The sequence below is a fragment of the Ruegeria sp. F11 genome (genome assembly GCF_056533855.1).
In genome coordinates this window covers 105,300-121,634 of sequence record NZ_JBQFOW010000001.1, presented here as the reverse complement: position 1 = coordinate 121,634, position 16,335 = coordinate 105,300, and the positions used below count along the sequence as shown (strand labels likewise).

Genomic DNA, 16,335 nt, shown 5'->3' with positions numbered 1-16,335 from the left:
GGGCAGGTTCGCCCGCCCTTCTGCTATGATCAGGGGATTCGCAGATGTTGGATGACGCACTCAGGTCAAACCGATTGCCCGCCGCGCCGGGCGTTGGCTACAAACCGCAGCATTTTGCGCAAATCCTTGAACAGGCCAAGCCCGTTGCGTGGCTGGAAATCCACGCCGAAAACTACATGGGCGATGGCGGGCGACCTCTGGCGCAACTGCGTCACCTGTCCGAACAGTTTCCGATCTCGGTTCACGGCGTTGGCTTGTCCATCGGCGGCGAAGGTCCGCTGGACCCGGATCATCTGGCGCGTCTGAAACATCTGGTCGACTGGCTGAATCCGGCCAGCTTTTCCGAACATCTGGCGTGGTCGACCCACGACACCAGCTTTTTCAACGACCTGCTGCCCCTGCCCTATACCGACGAAACGCTGGCGCGCGTCTGTGACCATATCAATCAGTTGCAGGACACGGTCGGGCGGCAAATGCTGCTGGAGAACCCCTCAAGCTATCTGGCGTTCGAGGAAAGCACCTGGTCCGAGCCCGATTTCCTGCGCGAGATTTCGAAGCGCACCGGATGCGGCCTGTTGCTGGACGTCAACAATGTCTTTGTGTCGGCCACCAATCTGGATTTTTCACCGCAGGGCTATATCGACGCCTATCCGCTGGATCAGGTCGGCGAAATTCATCTGGGCGGACATGACGAAGACGAGGACGACCACGGCCATCCCCTGCTGATCGACAGCCACGGGCGAGAGGTGGTCGACCCCGTTTGGGCACTGCTGGATTACGTGCTGGACAAATCCGGCCCCAAACCGCTGTTGGTTGAATGGGATACCGACGTCCCGGATTGGCCCGTGCTGCGGGCCGAGGCCGAACGCGCCCAAACCGCGTTAGACCGGGTACCCGCATGAGTGTGTCTCAATCCACCTTTCAGGCAGCGTTGCTGGATGCGCAGGCCCCCGTCCCGGACGGGTTGACGGATGCCGAATCCCGGCCCGCAGGTCGGCGGTTCAGCGTCTATCGCAACAACGTGGCGGTGTCGCTGACCGAGGCGATGCAGCAGGCGTTTCCGGTGATCACCAAGCTGCTGGGCACGCAGAATATGGATGGTCTATCGGGTATCTTCCTGCGACAGCACCCTCCGTCCTCGCCATTGATGATGTTCTATGGCGACCGGTTTCCCGAGTTTCTGGCCGACATGCCGCAGCTGTCGCATCTGGGATACTTGCCCGACGTCGCTCGGCTGGAACTCGCGCTGCGGCGATCGTACCACGCCGCCGACAGCACCCCGGCTCAGGCGGATGCACTGGCCGTGCCGCCCGAGGATATCATGCGGGCAAAACTCGGCTTTGCCCCATCCATGCAGATCATCCGCTCGGACTGGCCCATTCACGCCATCTGGCGCTTCAACACCGAGGCCGACGCCCCGAAACCCGAGCCACGGGCCGAGGATGTGCTGATCACCCGCCCCGACTATGACCCGGTTCCGCAGGCGCTGCCTCCGGGCGGGGCCATTTGGATCGCGCTTTTACAAGCCGGCGACACCATCGGCAACGCATTTGAAAAAACCACCACGGACATCCCGGAGTTTGATCTGGGAACCACTCTGGCGCTGCTTTTGCAAGGCAGTGCGATAACTTCTGTGACCATCGAAAGGCTGTAAACATGACTGCCCTGATCTCAACCTATAATTCCGCAATGGAAAAGGTCGACCATTCCTCGGGCTGGCTGACACCGACCCTGGCGCGGGCGGTCTTTATCGCGGTTCTGTTCTTCTACTACTGGAATTCGGCGACGCTGAAGATCGACGGTTCGATCTTTTCGCCCTCGGCAGGTGCGTTTGGCCAGATCTTCCCCAAGGCGGCCGAGGCCGTTTTGTATGACGTAACTCAGATGACCTTCTTTCAGCGCATCGTGATTTTCTTCGGCACAGTGGCCGAGTTCGTTCTGCCCGTTCTACTGCTGGTCGGCCTGCTGACGCGTCCGGCTGCGCTGGCGATGATCGGCTTTATCTGGGTGCAGACCCTGACCGATGTGGTTGGCCACAATATCGCTTTGGGCAGCCTGTTCGACAACGCTATCACGCTGATGGATCAGCGCGTGATGTGGACCTTCCTGATGCTGGTGATCATCATCAACGGGGCTGGTCCGATCTCGCTGGACAAGTTGTTGCGGCTGAAGTGATCTAGAAATGCGCCTTGGGCTTGTCCGGCTGACCTGCGGCAAGCCCAAGCAGACCGGCCACGCCGGCAAATGCGATGGGGAACATGGTGAAGACACCAAACCCGAACGCGTAGTACATCCCCGCCGCCGACAGCAACAGCAACAGACCCGCAACCAAGGCGCGGGCATGGGCCATAGCGCCGCCAGCAATCGCCAAAAGCGGGGCAAGGATGGAAACCGTCTGGATCAGCGCGGGTCGTCAACCTGTTCGGCGAGGCCCTCGATGCCGCCAAAATGGCGGATCGCCTCGACAATTCCGTACCCGACGAAACCGACGATCATGCCGATCAACCCGGCGATGACACCCAAAACCATGGCGGCGCTACGCATTCCATATCCTCGCGATTGCTGATCACCAGATATGTACGCGATCACGCAACGCCAAGCGCAGCCCGTGTTTCAGCGGTCCAACCCAACGACAAGCCGCCCTCTTTTTCGATCAGGGGACGTTTCATCAGGGTCGGATGGTCGGCCAGCAGTTCCATCACAGGGCGCGCGCGTTGCTCCTCATCCAATCCACGCCAGGTTGTAGAGCGCGTGTTGAGCAAAGCCTCGCCGAACGCGGCAAAAGCTTGCGACAGCACGGTTTCCGGCACGCCGTCGTTGCGGACATCCACAAATTCCGCATCCGGCAAGAATTTCAACGCCTTACGGCACGTATCGCATGTCTTCAAGCCAAAAAGTCGCATTTGGTCACTGCTCCTGCATTTGATTCTATTTTGGGCATTTCCGCCTGTTGCCTGCGGTAATTCTTGATTTTTTACTTCACCGTGCAATGTTGAAAAAGGTGAAACATGCAATGTGGAGTGTATCGGTTGCCCCAAAACCGGCCGCGTTGCTGTCTCACTTGTCACCGCCCCCACCAATTTGTGGGACAATGCGTAAGTAGAAGGAGACACGGGACATGCCAACCGGCACCGTGAAATGGTTCAATACCACCAAAGGCTATGGGTTTATTGCCCCTGACGAAGGGGGCAAGGATGTGTTTGTTCATATCTCGGCCGTAGAACGCTCCGGCCTGACCGGGCTCGCTGACAATCAGAAAGTCTCGTACGAGTTGCAGGACGGGCGCGATGGCCGCCAGATGGCAGCTGATTTGAAGCCGTTGTAAAAACAGCCCCGCATTGCGCGGGGAAATTTCAGAGAAGGTTGGCGGCCAATTTCAGGCCGCCGACCGCCCCCATCCGGCAATTGCCTAGTTCCCATGCTGACCCGATATTCGCATGGGCAGTTTTGTATGGCGTGTTGTGACGATGCGCCTGCAGTTCAACCTTCGCGGATAATCGCTTCGAACTCACGCCATTCACGCGCTGTCATGCCGGAGTTCTCCTGCGTGACCGCCTCTCCTGCCAGCATCCGGCGCAGGCTGTCGACCATCTGCGCAGACAGGTTCACGGCGCCCAGACGATAATCCTCGAACGCTTTGTAGGCAAACGGCACCCAGTCGGCGACGATCTTGCACATCTCTTCCGCATACACCCGGATTTCATATTGTGCATGCGGATCGGCGCGCAGGCGCAGGAAATGGAACAGGTTGTGCAGATCCACCTTCCAGTACCATTGTGTGTAGATATTGGCAGGCAGGTTCATCCGCGCCAGTTCCCGTGCCAGACCCTGCTGGCCGTCCTGGCTGATCATATTCTCGTAGTTGTCATAGCACCGCGCGCTGTCGGCCTTGAGGATGTCCAGCACGCGCGCGGCTTCTGCCCCCTCTAGCGCAGAGCCGCGGCCCTGGTTGTTGACCTCGGACTGGGCGGCGACATGTTCGGGCGCGGGGATGTAAAATTCGCGGTCCAAAATCGAATAGCGCGCCGAGTATTCATTCACGTTCGCCGTGCGGTGGCGGATCCACTGACGAGCTACAAAGACCGGCAGTTTGACGTGCAGCTTCACCTCGCACATTTCAAACGGGGTCGAATGCCAATGACGCATCAGATAGCGGATCAGCCCTTCGTCATTCTGAACCGATTTGGTGCCTTTGCCATAGGACACGCGCGCCGCCTGACAGATCGCGGCGTCGTCGCCCATATAGTCGATCACGCGGACAAATCCGTGGTCCAGAACCTGATGCGCTGTGTAAAGACGCTCTTCCATGCCCTCTGCAACGACGCGACGTGTTGGATGCGATTGCGCGCGTTGCGCTTCGACCTCGGCCAGTTGATCGGCGGACAGCGGCATGAAATTTTCCTTTCGAGCAATGAGTCGCCGACCACTATATATCGACAACCCAAGCACCGGAACCGCCATATGTACGGCCATGCAGGCAATATTGAAAATGTGTTCCTTCTGCCCCCTCGACACATCAGGTCCGCGCGCTAAGCTGCGTTAAACCATAAGCATCGAAAGGAAGCCGAGATGGGGCTGACATATCTTCACACCATGATCCGGGTGAAGGATCTGGAGAAATCCATGGCGTTTTACAAGCTGCTCGGCCTGCAGGAAACGCGCCGGTATGACAGCGAACAGGGCCGCTTTTCGCTGATCTTCATGGCCCCACCGGGGCAAGAAGATGCGCCGATCGAACTGACCCACAACTGGGATGGCGACGACGGGTTGCCCAGCGACAGTCGTCATTTCGGCCACCTTGCTTATGGCGTCGACAATATTTACGAGACCTGCCAGCACCTTCAGGACAATGGCATCGTGATCAACCGTCCCCCGCGCGACGGGCGCATGGCATTTGTGCGCTCGCCCGACAATATCTCGGTTGAGCTGCTACAGAACGGGGATGCTCTGCCCCCGGCAGAACCCTGGGCCAGTATGGAGAGCACCGGCCACTGGTGATCCGATCGATCATAGCTTTGGGCCTGGCCGCGCTGGCCAGCCCTGTTAACGCTGAGCCGTGCCGTCTGGCGCTGGCCCTTGCGCTGGATATCTCTGTCTCGGTGGATGCAACCGAGGACACCCTGCAACGACAAGGACTGGCCGCCGCCCTGATCGCGCCCGAGGTTCAGGAGGCCTTCTTTTCCTCACCCATGCCTGTGGCATTGGCCGTTTATGAGTGGAGCGGGCAAACCAATCAGCATGTCATTCTGAACTGGCGGCTGATTGAAAACGCAGGCGATCTATACGCCGCAGCTAACCAGATCAGTCAGTCAGTTCGGTCCAACAATGAATCTGCCACTGCGATGGGTTATGCGCTGAGCTTCGGCGCCTCGCTCATGCAAAAGGCCCCGCCATGCTTGTTTCAGACCATCGATCTGTCCGGGGACGGGACAAACAATGATGGCTACGGACCGCAGATCGCCTACCGCCACTTTCCATTTCAGAATACGGTTGTGAACGGTCTGGTGATCAACGCCGCCGATTTTGAAGGGGAGTTGTTTCTGATCCCGTTTTTCGAAAACAATGTCCTTCACGGACCCGGCGCGTTTCTGGAAATTGCCTATGGGTTCGAAGATTTCGAACGCGCGATGCGCAAGAAGCTGGAACGCGAGTTGAGCGGATTGCAAATCGGAGCGCTGGACGGATCCCCTCCATGATCCTGCGAGTTCTGGCCATGCTTTGCTTAGCAGCCAGCCCCGCCGGGGCGCAGTGCCGTCAAGCCTTGGCGCTTGGACTGGACGTGTCCGGATCGGTTGATGCTCGGGAATACCAGTTGCAGCTTGGTGGCCTTGCGTCAGCCTTGAGCCATCCAAAGGTCAGCCAACTGATCCTGTCGAATTCTACCACCCCCGTGCGCCTGGCGATCTTTGAGTGGAGCGAACCGGGGCATCACAGGATACTGCTGGACTGGACCGAGATCCGTTCTGCCACCGATCTGTCGCAGATTACGGCGGGCTTAAAGAAAACCAGGCGCAGCGCGGCACCGCAGGGAACCGCCGTCGGGGCGGCCATGTCATTTGGTGCTGAACTGCTGGCGCAACAGGCGGAGTGCTGGAAACGAACGCTGGATTTGTCGGGGGACGGAAAGCACAATCTGGGCCCGCATCCGCGCGACGTGAAATCCAAACTCAGATCGACAGATATAACGATTAACGGTCTGGTGATCGGGGCAGACGATCCGCGCAACGGCGATAGACGCTACGTTCAGGTGGGCGAGTTGTCCGCCTATTACAACGCGTGGGTCATTCTGGGTCCCGACGCCTTTGTCGAGGTTGCATTGGGTTTCGAGGCCTACGGTGACGCGATGGTGCTTAAGCTAATCCGGGAGCTTGACAGTCTGGTGCTGTCAGACGCGCGCCCCTGATCAGTAGATGTAACGGATTTGATCTGTCCAATACCGCTCAACCCTGCGCAGCGAGGTGGTGATATCCTCAATCCCTTCAAGCCCCAGAACGCCCCGGCCCTGCAGCCCCTCGGCATGGCGCGAGAACAGGTCGGACACAACATCGCGTATCTCGCGCCCGCGCGGGGTCAGTCGCACCCGGACCGAGCGTCGGTCAATCTCGCACCGTTGATGGTGCATATACCCCATCTCGACCAGTTTCTTGAGGTTGTAGCTGACATTGCTGCCCTGATAATAGCCACGGCTTTTCAACTCGCCCGCCGTAACCTCATGATCGCCAATGTTGAACAGCAGCAGCGCCTGCACGGCGTTGATTTCCAACACGCCGACGCGTTCGAATTCGTCCTTGATGACGTCCAGCAGCAACCGGTGCAGCCGTTCCACAAGGGCCAGCGCCTCAAGATAGCTGGTCATGAACCCCTTGGTTTCCGGCACCGAGACCTGCATTTCCATACTCATCCGACCCTCCGATTCAGTCGCGCGGTTTCACACACGATGCACCGAATTCACCAATAATCGGTTAAGCCGGATTTTCTGTTATTTTTGAAAGGTCTGTCCGATATTCGCGATCAGATCGGCATAAACGGCCGGTGGCTGAACCTGACCCGTGACCCATTGATACAGGTCCTGATCGTTTTCATGCAACAGCGCGTCATACATATCCAGCCCGGCTGCATCCATATGGTCCAGATTGCGATCCGCATAGGCGGAAAGGATCAGGTCCATCTCTTTTATCCCACGCCGCATCGAACGCATTTTCATGCGTTTGATACGGACGTCGCGTGTTTCGGTCAAACTGCCTGCTCCTGCATCACGCGCAGCTTTTTCTCAAGGCGCGCGGCGCGTTCCGCGCTGGACCGCATCTCGCCCCGGATCGCCCGCAATTCGGCAACCGCATCGGCAAGATCGATATCGCCTTCAACGGTGTCTTGCGGCGAATCCATTCCATCGCCTTCGCCGGTCAGTAACCACATGATCGACACGTTGATCATCCCCGCCATCATCGACAAGCGGTTTGCGCGCGGCTCGGACAGGTCATCCTCCCACGCGGCAATTGTGGCCTTTTTAACGCCCAGTCGGCGGGCCATCTGGGATTGGGTCATCCCCGCAGCCTCGCGCGCGCCCGCAAGCCGGTCTCCGAACGTTGCTGAGTCCGGACCGTACCAGTCGGTTTCATTGCTCATCAGGGTCTCCATTTCTCGGCCTCATATCTCTTGATCGTCATTCGGGCGCACCCTATGACAGAAAAGGTTGATCATTCAAACCGAGGACGACCATGAGTTTCCTGTCTGCGACACTGTCACGCGTTAAACCGTCGCCCACCATTGCAATGACGGCCAAAGCCGCCGAGTTGCGGGCCGCTGGGCGCGATGTTATCGGGCTCAGCGCAGGCGAGCCGGATTTCGACACGCCCCAGAACATCAAGGATGCGGCAGTGGCGGCCATCGCGGCTGGCAAGACGAAATACACTGCGCCGGACGGTATCCCCGAGTTGAAACAGGCCGCCTGCGCCAAGATGAAGCGCGATCACGGGCTGGATTACACGCCCGCGCAAATCTCGGTCGGCACCGGCGGCAAGCAGACGCTCTACAACGCGCTGATGGCAACGATGAACGCGGGGGATGAGGTGATCATCCCTGCGCCCTATTGGGTCAGCTATCCCGATATGGTGCTGTTGGCGGGCGGCACGCCGGTCATCGTGGAAACCACGCTGGAGAACAGCTTCAAGCTGACGCCCGAGCAGTTGGAAGCCGCAATCACGCCAAAGACCAAGTGGTTCATCTTCAACTCGCCCTCTAACCCCACCGGCGCGGGCTATAGCCCGGCAGAGCTGAAGGCGCTGACGGATGTCCTGATGCGCCACCCCCATGTCTGGATCATGTCGGACGATATGTATGAACACCTCGCCTATGACGGGTTCCAGTTCTACACACCGGCTGAAATTGAGCCCGGGCTTTATGACCGCACGCTGACCTGCAATGGCGTCTCCAAAGCCTATGCCATGACCGGCTGGCGCATCGGCTACGCGGCGGGACCGGTCGAGATCATCGCCGCAATGCGCAAGATCCAGTCGCAATCCACCTCGAACCCCTGCTCGGTCAGCCAATGGGCCGCGGTTGAGGCGCTGAATGGTACGCAGGCGTTTCTGACCCCGAACAACGAAACCTTCAAACGTCGCCGCGATCTGGTGGTCGACATGCTGAGCGCCATTGACGGCATCACCTGCCCCACGCCGGAAGGCGCGTTCTACGTCTACCCCTCGATCGCCGGGCTGATCGGCAAAACCACCCCCGCCGGAACCGTCATCGACAGCGACGAAGCCTTTGCAACCGCCCTGCTGGAAGAGGCCGACGTGGCCGTGGTGTTCGGCGCAGCCTTCGGCCTGTCGCCCAATTTCCGCGTCAGCTATGCGACCTCGGACGAGGCGCTGAAAGAGGCCTGCACCCGTATCCAACGCTTCTGCGCCGCCTTGACCTGACCGGAGCCGCACATGTCCACCGAGTTGCCCGAATACTATTTCCGCGTGCGCGAAAACGGGGCCGTTGTGTTCCGGATCGACACCGAGAACCGGTTTCGCCGCATCGAAATGGACCAGATTGCGGTGATCAACATCCGCAACGGCGAGGTCAAACCCCATGGCCAGCGCACGCTGACCGAGGCGGATAGGGCCGAGATCACCCGCTGGATGGACGCGCGCAAGACGCTTCTGGCGCAGCGGGATATCGACGACATTCACCGCGCTGTTGACTACCTGAACCTGACCGCGCAGTGGGCGCAGTCAAAGGCGTCGGATCAGCAGCTTGAGGATGTGACCGACCGGTTGTTGATGGCGATGCACGATCTGCGCTCGGTGCTGGTTCGGAAAAAGGCGGACCGGCTGGAGAAGGACTAGATTTATTCTGCCGGAACGCCGATTTCCCGCACAGATCGCAGCCAGAAGCGGGCCATCAGAAGCACCGCCGCGCAGGCCAGCCCCAGCACCAGCCCCGTCCACACACCGATCCCGTCCATCCCCTGGACAAATCCAAAGTAATACGAGGCCGGGATGCCCACGGCCCAATAACTGAGCGCCGCCATGACCATCGGAATCTTGGCGTCCTGCAGGCCGCGCAGCAGACCCAGCGCAATCACCTGCGCCCCGTCCACCAGTTGGAACAGCGCCGCCATGGCCAGCAGGCCGGTTCCGATCAACAGGATTTGCGGGCGCTGCGGATCGTCGCTTTCCATGAACAGCGAAATCAGAGGCTCGGCGCAGGTCAGAAACAGGATCACCGTCAGCACCGACATGACCAGAGACATCCCGGTCACCGCAATCGCCCCCTTTTCCAGATGCGCCCGGTCCCGCCGACCCAGCGCATTGCCCGCCCGGATGGTGGCCACATTCGACAGGCCCAGATGCACCATGAACGTCGCCGACGCGAGGTTCAGCGCGATCCCATGCGCCGCCAGGGGCACCGGCCCCAGCCAGCCCATCATCACGGCAGAGGTTGCGAACAAAGAAACCTCGGCCAGCGTTGTCAGACCGATGGGCACGCCCAGGCGCAGGACGCTAAAAAACATCTCCCAATCCGCGCGCCAGAAGCGTTGGAACAGGCTGTGCTCGGGCAGCGCCCTAACCGCATAGATCACAACCGCCACCAGCGACACGACCTGCGTCAGGACCGAGGCGATGGCTGCACCGATTACGCCAAGCTCGGGCGCACCCCAGTTGCCAAAGATCAGCGCATAGTTCGTCACCCCGTTGACCACGGCGGCCACAACCGTGATCCACAGCACGATCTGGGTCCGCTCAAGCGCAGCCAGATAGGATTTCAACACCATCACCAGCAGCGCCGGGAACAGTCCCCAACCTGCCACCCGCAGGTATTGTGCTGCGGTTTCAGCAATTTGCGGCTCTTGCTTCAGGGCGATCAGGATCGGATAGGACCACCACAATAGCGGCATGACCACGACGGCATAGATCAGCGACAACCACAGGCCCATGCGGGTTGACCGGCGAATGCTCGTCTCGTTTTCCTCTGCCGCGGCAGTCGCCACCATTGGCATCACCGCCCAGCCGAAGCCCGCACCAAACAGAAAAAGCACGAAGAAATAGCTGCTGGCCAGCGTGACCGCGGCCAAGGCCTCCACCCCGTACCAGCCCAGCATGATGGTGTCGGTCAGACCGATCGCATACTGCGCCAGATGCCCGCCGATCAGAGGTAGGCCCAGCACCGCAATCGCGCGCGCATGGGCGGGATATGTCATCACTTTCATCATCGCCCCAGCCATATGCGCGGGCCGAAGCCGGGACAAGAGCGGAACGCTAAAATTTCAATATGAGACAAACGGCCATCCCGCCGGGCTCCCCGGCGTGATGACGATGCTGCGCCAGCTAGCGCGCTTCCGGATGCAGGGCCGTGCCTAGAATGTGTTCGGAGCGGTGGATCACATGATGCGCTTGCCCGACGATCAACGGATCGGGCTCGCCGACGATTTTATGATCCTTGTCCGGGTAATCCAGCGTCGACAGGAAGTGACGCATGCAATTCAGGCGCGCGCGTTTCTTGTCATTGGATTTGACGATGGTCCAGGGCGCATCGGCGGTGTCGGTATAGAAGAACATCGCCTCCTTCGCTTCGGTGTAGTCATCCCATTTGCTCAGGCTCGCCTTGTCGATCGGAGACAGTTTCCACTGTTTCAAAGGATCGGTTTCGCGGCTCTTGAACCGACGCTGCTGCTCTTCCTGCGTGACCGAGAACCAATACTTGTAAAGCTGAATACCCGAGCGCACCAACATCCGCTCCAACTCGGGCGTCTGCCGCATGAATTCCAGATACTCGTTGGGTGAACAGAAACCCATCACCCGCTCAACCCCGGCGCGGTTGTACCAGGACCGGTCATAGAACACCATCTCGCCCACGGTGGGCAGTTGCTGCACATAGCGCTGGTAGTACCACTGCCCCTTCTCTTCCCAGGTCGGCTTGTTCAGCGCAACCACACGGGCCTGACGCGGGTTCAAATGCTCCATGAAACGCTTGATCGTGCCGCCCTTACCGGCCGCATCGCGTCCTTCGAACAACAGCACAAAACGTTGCCCGGTCTCTTGCGCCCATAGCTGAACCTTCAAAAGCTCGGCCTGAAGCTGCGCTTTCTCGGCCTCGTAAACCGAGCGCGCCATTTTGCGCCCGTAAGGGTATTTGCCACTTTCAAAAGCCTGCCGGATTTTTTCCAGATTGGGCGCAACCGCCCCTGTTTTGCCGACCGGCTCAGCGGTAATTTTCTGGGGTTTTGTTTCGACCTTGGCAACTGCGTCCATGCAAAATCTCCTAGCGTTCACTGTTCGCAGTGACGGCTAGCAGAAAAGGCCAAGACGCGCTTTGATTGGTATCAAACCTGAGTCTGGTACAGATAAAATATCTACGGACCACCCCTTCTTCTGTTCAAAAATACTTCGGGGAGCGCGAGGGGCTGGCCCCTCGCCCCTACCGATGTCCCCAATCGTCTGGATTATCCGAATTGTTCGGCGACAAGCCCAACACATCCCCCTCGGTCGAACACCCCAACCCCAGCACCGTCCGGTTGGCATAGGAAAAATACGCGCAGACCTGATTGATCTCGAGTATCTCGCCGTCGTCCCACCCGGCTTCACGCAGCGCGATCACGTCCTGTTCCGTCAAATCCGCCGGGGCCTCGGTCAGCTTGCGCGCATAGTGCATCGCCGCAATCTGCGCCGCGTCCAACGGGGCCTGCTCGGGCGCGCGCGCCTCAATTGCCGCACGGATTTCGTCCCCGCGCGTGGCATCGCCCAACAACCGTTGTAAGCCACTGAAATGATGTTCGACGCAATACCCGCAACGGTTCAGCGAGCTGACCCAGACGCCAAGCACCTCAAGAAACCACTTGGGAACCTGATTGGCCGAATGGTGCAGCACGTTCTTGTATATCGCCATATGGCCTTCCATCGAATGCGGCCGCAGGGAATGCGCCATCATGATGTTGTCCACATTGTTGTCGGGGCCAGTCACCCGCTCGTACAGCTTCTTCAGCTTGCCGGTGGCCTGGTCGAAGGGAATGGTTTTGATCCAGCTCATGATCGCCCTTTTTGATAGTCGTGTTTCTGGTCTTAAGCTGTTGCAGCGCAAGTCATTGTGCAAGCAATGAAATTACACAACCGCCCATTCTGCCGTTGAGTAGCCCTTGATAAGTACATCGGCTCGTCTACGCTGCCCGTACCCCCAAAAAGCGATTGGTTAACAGCTATGACATTCGCAAGACTGATAAAACTGTCCGGCCTGACAACGCTCCTGCCACTCTCTGCCCTTGCGCAAGAGGTTGCCGGAACCGACATCACAAACAAAATATTCACCAACAGATCCGGAGACTGCGCGGACTACGTGGGCGCGTACTCTGCCACAGTCGAAGACATCCAAAAATCAACGACCTATTGGGCTCAGGTCAAAATCGTGGCTGACGAGGAAACCTGCACCCTTGCGTCCAACGGCACCCCCAACCACGATTTCAACGGGGCAACCGCGCGTTTCGCCAATGATTTCAGACCTCTGATTTCCGAGTTCCAAATACCGCGAAACCCAAAGAAAGCGGCAAAGCCAACCCCTTTGGGACAACGGGCATACAACGCGGTCCTGTTCAACGGCGTGCCGGTCGATTTGCTGTCTGCCGGGTGCTACCGCCCGGACGGGCCGCGCGCGGACAACAACGGCAATGTGTTGGCCGGTTGCACGGTCCGGGACCCGTGGTTGATCGACCCGCCCTCATACGACAAGTATTTCGGTGTGGATTTGCACAATGCCCATACCCAGCCCGATGGCCGGTATCACTATCACTCGAACCCAAACGCGCTGTTTGTCGACCGCGAAGTCACCGAGCCCTCACCCGTGATCGGCTTCGCATCGGACGGGTTTCCGATCTTCGGAACCATCTTCAAAGATGCTGATGGCACGATCCGGGCCGCGACCTCGGGGTACGAGTTGAAAACGCAAGAGCGCCCCGCCCCGCCAAACGGCCCGGGCGGGATGCCCGACGGCACGTATATTGAGGACTACACGTTTACTGGCAAAGGAGACTTGGATGAATGCAACGGCATGACCGTTGACGGCCAATACGGCTACTACGTCACCACGACCTATCCCTGGATCATGAATTGTTACGTCGGCACTCCCGATCCGTCTTTCAGAAAGTGATCGTTTCCGGTCAAAGAGGAGCACAACACCTCGCGCCCCTCTTCCCCCGGACCACATCACCTGCCATAATGGGGAAAACTTGAAAACAAGAGCAGCACCCATGCCCGACGATCTTTTGACGCCCGAAAACACGACCGCCTATGACGCCTCGTCCATTGAGGTGCTCGAAGGTCTGGAACCGGTCCGCAAACGCCCCGGCATGTACATCGGCGGCACGGATGAGCGCGCTTTGCACCATATGGTCGCCGAAATCCTCGACAACTCGATGGACGAAGCGGTCGCGGGCCATGCCAACCGGATCGAGGTCGAACTGCACGAAGACTACGCCCTGACCGTGCGCGACAATGGGCGCGGCATTCCCATCGATCCGCACCCCAAATTCCCGGACAAATCCGCGTTGGAGGTCATCTTGTGCACTCTGCACGCGGGCGGCAAATTCTCAGGAAAAGCCTACCAGACCTCGGGCGGTCTACACGGTGTGGGCGCGTCCGTGGTCAACGCCCTGTCGGATTCGATGGTCGTGCAAGTGGCGCGCGACAAGACGCTGTTCGAACAACGCTTCTCGCGCGGCATCCCTCTGGGCCCCGTGGAAAAGATCGGCGCGGCCCCCAACCGGCGCGGCACCACCGTGACCTTCCACGCCGATGCCGAAATCTTCGGCCACCACAAGTTCAAACCGGCCCGCCTGTTCAAATCCATCCGCTCCAAAGCCTACCTGTTCTCGGGCGTCGAGATTCGCTGGAAATCCCATATCGACGACGGGGAAACCCCGACCGAGGCCACGTTCCACTTCCCCGGTGGCCTCAGCGATTACCTCAAAGAAACGATGAACGGCTCCTCCACCTATGCCGAGCAACCCTTTGCCGGAACCGTGGATTTCAACGAAAAATTCGGCACCCCCGGCAAGGTCGAATGGGCGATCAACTGGACGCCCTCGCGCGACGGGTTCATCCAATCCTACTGTAACACCGTCCCCACCCCCGAAGGCGGCACCCACGTGGCAGGCTTCTGGGCCGCCGTCCTCAAAGGCATCAAGGCCTATGGCGAGCTGATCAACAACAAAAAAGCCGGTCAAATCACCCGCGACGACCTGATCACCGGCGGCTGCGCGCTGGTGTCGTGCTTTATCTCCGAACCCGAATTCGTCGGCCAGACCAAAGACCGCCTCGCCACGGTCGAGGCACAACGGCTGGTCGAAAACTCGGTCCGCGACCATTTCGACAACTGGCTGGCCGCCGACACAAAATCCGCCGGCGCGATCTTGGATTTCCTCATCCTAAGGGCCGAGGAACGCCTGCGCCGACGGGCCGAGAAAGAAACACAACGCAAGTCCGCCACTAAAAAACTTCGTCTTCCCGGCAAGCTGGTGGACTGTTCAAGTTCAACACGCGACGGCACCGAATTATTCATCGTCGAAGGTGATTCAGCGGGCGGTTCCGCCAAAATGGGTCGCGACCGCAAAACCCAGGCCCTGCTGCCCCTGCGCGGCAAAATCCTGAACGTGCTGGGCGCGGCCAGTTCGAAACTGGGCACCAATGCCGAGATCAACGACCTGACGCAGGCTTTGGGCGTGGGGCTTGGCACCAAGTTCAACGTCGACGACCTGCGCTATGACAAGATCATCATCATGACCGACGCCGATGTGGACGGCGCGCATATCGCCTCGCTGCTGATGACGTTCTTCTTCACCCAGATGCGGCCTATGATCGACGCGGGTCACCTCTATCTGGCCTGCCCGCCCCTCTACCGCCTGACCCAAGGCGCCAAACGCGTCTATTGCCTGGACGAGGCCGAGCGTGACGAATGGCTGGAAAAAGGTCTGGGCGGCAAAGGCAAAATCGACGTCTCGCGCTTCAAGGGTCTGGGCGAGATGGACGCCAAGGACCTGAAAGAGACCACAATGGACCCCGCCTCCCGCAAACTGATCCGCGTCACGATTGACGAGGACGAACCCGGCGAAACCGGAGACCTCGTCGAGCGCCTGATGGGCAAGAAGCCCGAACTGCGGTTCCAATACATTCAGGAGAACGCGCGGTTTGTAGAAGAGTTGGATGTTTGAGGAAGAGGTTCAGACTGGAATAGATAGGTTTATTGAAACCTAAAGTACTCTTCTGTTGCAGTCTAACTGATGAAGTTTGCGTTCAATTGACATATATGTTAGCGTTAATTTTATTTTTTATTTGCGAAGCTATTGTTCTCGTGACCAAAAGGGTTTTCGAAAAACCAAAATGCCACGACATATAAAATACGGAATGAGAGGAGAACAAAAGTTTGACCCCGAACTTTGGCCTGTTGTTCATCACCAAGGTTCTGGAAAACTGCCAAGTTGCGGCTGCGAAAGCCGATTGGATCACTGGAAAAAAGGAGCCAAATCAAAGAGAGCGAAGTGCTCCTACCTTGGATGTAACTCAAATGCAGTTGATGGCGCTCATATAAGACGCGCGACATCAGAAGGTCGACCGATTGGACAGTCTTATATTGTGCCGATGTGCGAAACACACAACAGAAGTCGATTTACCAACCCTTTCTACATTAAAGGGAATTGCACATGGATTCTGGAGAAAAAACAAAGCTATTGCAAGAAAGGTTCAGCGGTAAACAAGAATGATAACTTTGTTGTAATAGTTACTGGAGTTTCCAACAAAGCGACCTGTGGATGCAAAGATGCTCTGAGCCACTATTCCACCCAGTCACAGGCAAGAAAATGTG

19 protein-coding genes and 1 pseudogene are annotated in these 16,335 nt (G+C 58.5%); 11 read left to right on the top strand and 9 right to left on the bottom strand.

Features of this window, described 5'->3' with window-relative positions:
- Positions 1-44: 44 nt before the first annotated feature.
- From bufB to ACR0NJ_RS00615, 3 genes are read left to right on the top strand one after another with little or no spacing between them, the layout of a single operon-like run.
- A complete protein-coding gene (gene bufB / locus ACR0NJ_RS00625; protein ID WP_480815199.1) occupies positions 45-902 on the top strand; it encodes an MNIO family bufferin maturase in 858 nt (285 codons plus the stop codon).
- On the top strand, positions 899-1,654 hold the full coding sequence (locus ACR0NJ_RS00620; protein WP_480815198.1) for an HvfC/BufC N-terminal domain-containing protein: 756 nt from the start codon (positions 899-901) through the stop codon (positions 1,652-1,654). Before bufB ends, ACR0NJ_RS00620 begins: the two co-directional genes overlap by 4 nt.
- A gap of 2 nt (positions 1,655-1,656) precedes the next feature.
- Complete coding sequence (locus ACR0NJ_RS00615; protein WP_480815197.1) at positions 1,657-2,175, top strand: hypothetical protein; 519 nt, start codon at positions 1,657-1,659, stop codon at positions 2,173-2,175.
- A 1-nt stretch (position 2,176) separates the two neighbouring features.
- On the opposite strand, the pseudogene ACR0NJ_RS00610 reads toward ACR0NJ_RS00615, so the two are convergent.
- Positions 2,177-2,544 (bottom strand): annotated as a pseudogene (locus tag ACR0NJ_RS00610) (hypothetical protein).
- Between the two features lie 41 nt (positions 2,545-2,585).
- Positions 2,586-2,903, bottom strand: coding sequence for an ArsC/Spx/MgsR family protein (locus ACR0NJ_RS00605; protein WP_480815196.1), 318 nt, complete (start codon positions 2,901-2,903; stop codon positions 2,586-2,588).
- A gap of 215 nt (positions 2,904-3,118) precedes the next feature.
- Between ACR0NJ_RS00605 and ACR0NJ_RS00600 the strand changes: the two genes are divergently transcribed.
- Positions 3,119-3,325 carry a cold-shock protein gene (locus ACR0NJ_RS00600; RefSeq protein ID WP_008758035.1) on the top strand — a complete coding sequence of 69 codons (207 nt, stop codon included), beginning with the start codon at positions 3,119-3,121 and terminating at the stop codon, positions 3,323-3,325.
- A gap of 155 nt (positions 3,326-3,480) precedes the next feature.
- On the opposite strand, the gene thyX is transcribed toward ACR0NJ_RS00600, so the two are convergent.
- Positions 3,481-4,392 carry an FAD-dependent thymidylate synthase gene (thyX, locus tag ACR0NJ_RS00595; RefSeq protein WP_480815195.1) on the bottom strand — a complete coding sequence of 304 codons (912 nt, stop codon included), beginning with the start codon at positions 4,390-4,392 and terminating at the stop codon, positions 3,481-3,483.
- A 177-nt stretch (positions 4,393-4,569) separates the two neighbouring features.
- On the opposite strand from thyX, the gene ACR0NJ_RS00590 reads away from it, so the two are divergent.
- Genes ACR0NJ_RS00590 through ACR0NJ_RS00580 form a run of 3 tightly spaced genes read left to right on the top strand, consistent with a single transcriptional unit; the run spans position 4,570 to position 6,403 of the window.
- On the top strand, positions 4,570-4,998 hold the full coding sequence (locus ACR0NJ_RS00590; protein ID WP_480815194.1) for a VOC family protein: 429 nt from the start codon (positions 4,570-4,572) through the stop codon (positions 4,996-4,998).
- Positions 4,995-5,696, top strand: coding sequence for a DUF1194 domain-containing protein (locus ACR0NJ_RS00585; protein WP_480815193.1), 702 nt, complete (start codon positions 4,995-4,997; stop codon positions 5,694-5,696). Before ACR0NJ_RS00590 ends, ACR0NJ_RS00585 begins: the two co-directional genes overlap by 4 nt.
- Positions 5,693-6,403 carry a DUF1194 domain-containing protein gene (locus ACR0NJ_RS00580; protein WP_480815192.1) on the top strand — a complete coding sequence of 237 codons (711 nt, stop codon included), beginning with the start codon at positions 5,693-5,695 and terminating at the stop codon, positions 6,401-6,403. Before ACR0NJ_RS00585 ends, ACR0NJ_RS00580 begins: the two co-directional genes overlap by 4 nt.
- On the opposite strand, the gene ACR0NJ_RS00575 is transcribed toward ACR0NJ_RS00580, so the two are convergent.
- From ACR0NJ_RS00575 to ACR0NJ_RS00565, 3 genes are all read right to left on the bottom strand, one after another.
- The gene (locus ACR0NJ_RS00575; RefSeq protein ID WP_480815191.1) at positions 6,404-6,901 is read right to left on the bottom strand and encodes a MarR family winged helix-turn-helix transcriptional regulator; all 498 of its coding nucleotides are present in this window, start codon (positions 6,899-6,901) and stop codon (positions 6,404-6,406) included.
- A 78-nt stretch (positions 6,902-6,979) separates the two neighbouring features.
- On the bottom strand, positions 6,980-7,237 hold the full coding sequence (locus ACR0NJ_RS00570; RefSeq protein ID WP_480815190.1) for a succinate dehydrogenase assembly factor 2: 258 nt from the start codon (positions 7,235-7,237) through the stop codon (positions 6,980-6,982).
- A complete protein-coding gene (locus ACR0NJ_RS00565) occupies positions 7,234-7,626 on the bottom strand; it encodes a helix-turn-helix domain-containing protein (protein WP_480815189.1) in 393 nt (130 codons plus the stop codon). Before ACR0NJ_RS00565 ends, ACR0NJ_RS00570 begins: the two co-directional genes overlap by 4 nt.
- Positions 7,627-7,718: 92 nt before the next feature.
- Here ACR0NJ_RS00565 and ACR0NJ_RS00560 point away from each other — a divergent pair, with 92 nt between their 5' ends.
- On the top strand, positions 7,719-8,921 hold the full coding sequence (locus ACR0NJ_RS00560; protein WP_480815188.1) for a pyridoxal phosphate-dependent aminotransferase: 1,203 nt from the start codon (positions 7,719-7,721) through the stop codon (positions 8,919-8,921).
- 12 nt (positions 8,922-8,933) lie between these two features.
- Positions 8,934-9,335, top strand: coding sequence for a hypothetical protein (locus ACR0NJ_RS00555; protein ID WP_480815187.1), 402 nt, complete (start codon positions 8,934-8,936; stop codon positions 9,333-9,335).
- Between the two features lie 2 nt (positions 9,336-9,337).
- Here the strand turns inward: ACR0NJ_RS00555 and ACR0NJ_RS00550 are convergent, their stop codons facing one another.
- The 3 genes from ACR0NJ_RS00550 to ACR0NJ_RS00540 form a co-directional block, all read right to left on the bottom strand.
- Positions 9,338-10,690, bottom strand: a complete 1,353-nt coding sequence (locus ACR0NJ_RS00550; RefSeq protein ID WP_480815186.1) for an MATE family efflux transporter — start codon at positions 10,688-10,690, stop codon at positions 9,338-9,340.
- Positions 10,691-10,817: 127 nt separating this feature from the next.
- Positions 10,818-11,741 (bottom strand): polyphosphate kinase 2, encoded by a 924-nt coding sequence (ppk2, locus tag ACR0NJ_RS00545; RefSeq protein WP_480815185.1) that lies wholly within the window; start codon positions 11,739-11,741, stop codon positions 10,818-10,820.
- Positions 11,742-11,907: 166 nt separating this feature from the next.
- A complete protein-coding gene (locus ACR0NJ_RS00540) occupies positions 11,908-12,516 on the bottom strand; it encodes a carboxymuconolactone decarboxylase family protein (RefSeq protein ID WP_480815184.1) in 609 nt (202 codons plus the stop codon).
- A 168-nt stretch (positions 12,517-12,684) separates the two neighbouring features.
- On the opposite strand from ACR0NJ_RS00540, the gene ACR0NJ_RS00535 reads away from it, so the two are divergent.
- Both ACR0NJ_RS00535 and parE read left to right on the top strand, forming a co-directional pair.
- On the top strand, positions 12,685-13,626 hold the full coding sequence (locus ACR0NJ_RS00535) for a YHYH protein (RefSeq protein WP_480815183.1): 942 nt from the start codon (positions 12,685-12,687) through the stop codon (positions 13,624-13,626).
- Positions 13,627-13,726: 100 nt separating this feature from the next.
- Positions 13,727-15,685, top strand: coding sequence for a DNA topoisomerase IV subunit B (parE, locus tag ACR0NJ_RS00530; protein ID WP_480815182.1), 1,959 nt, complete (start codon positions 13,727-13,729; stop codon positions 15,683-15,685).
- Positions 15,686-16,335 lie beyond the last annotated feature (650 nt).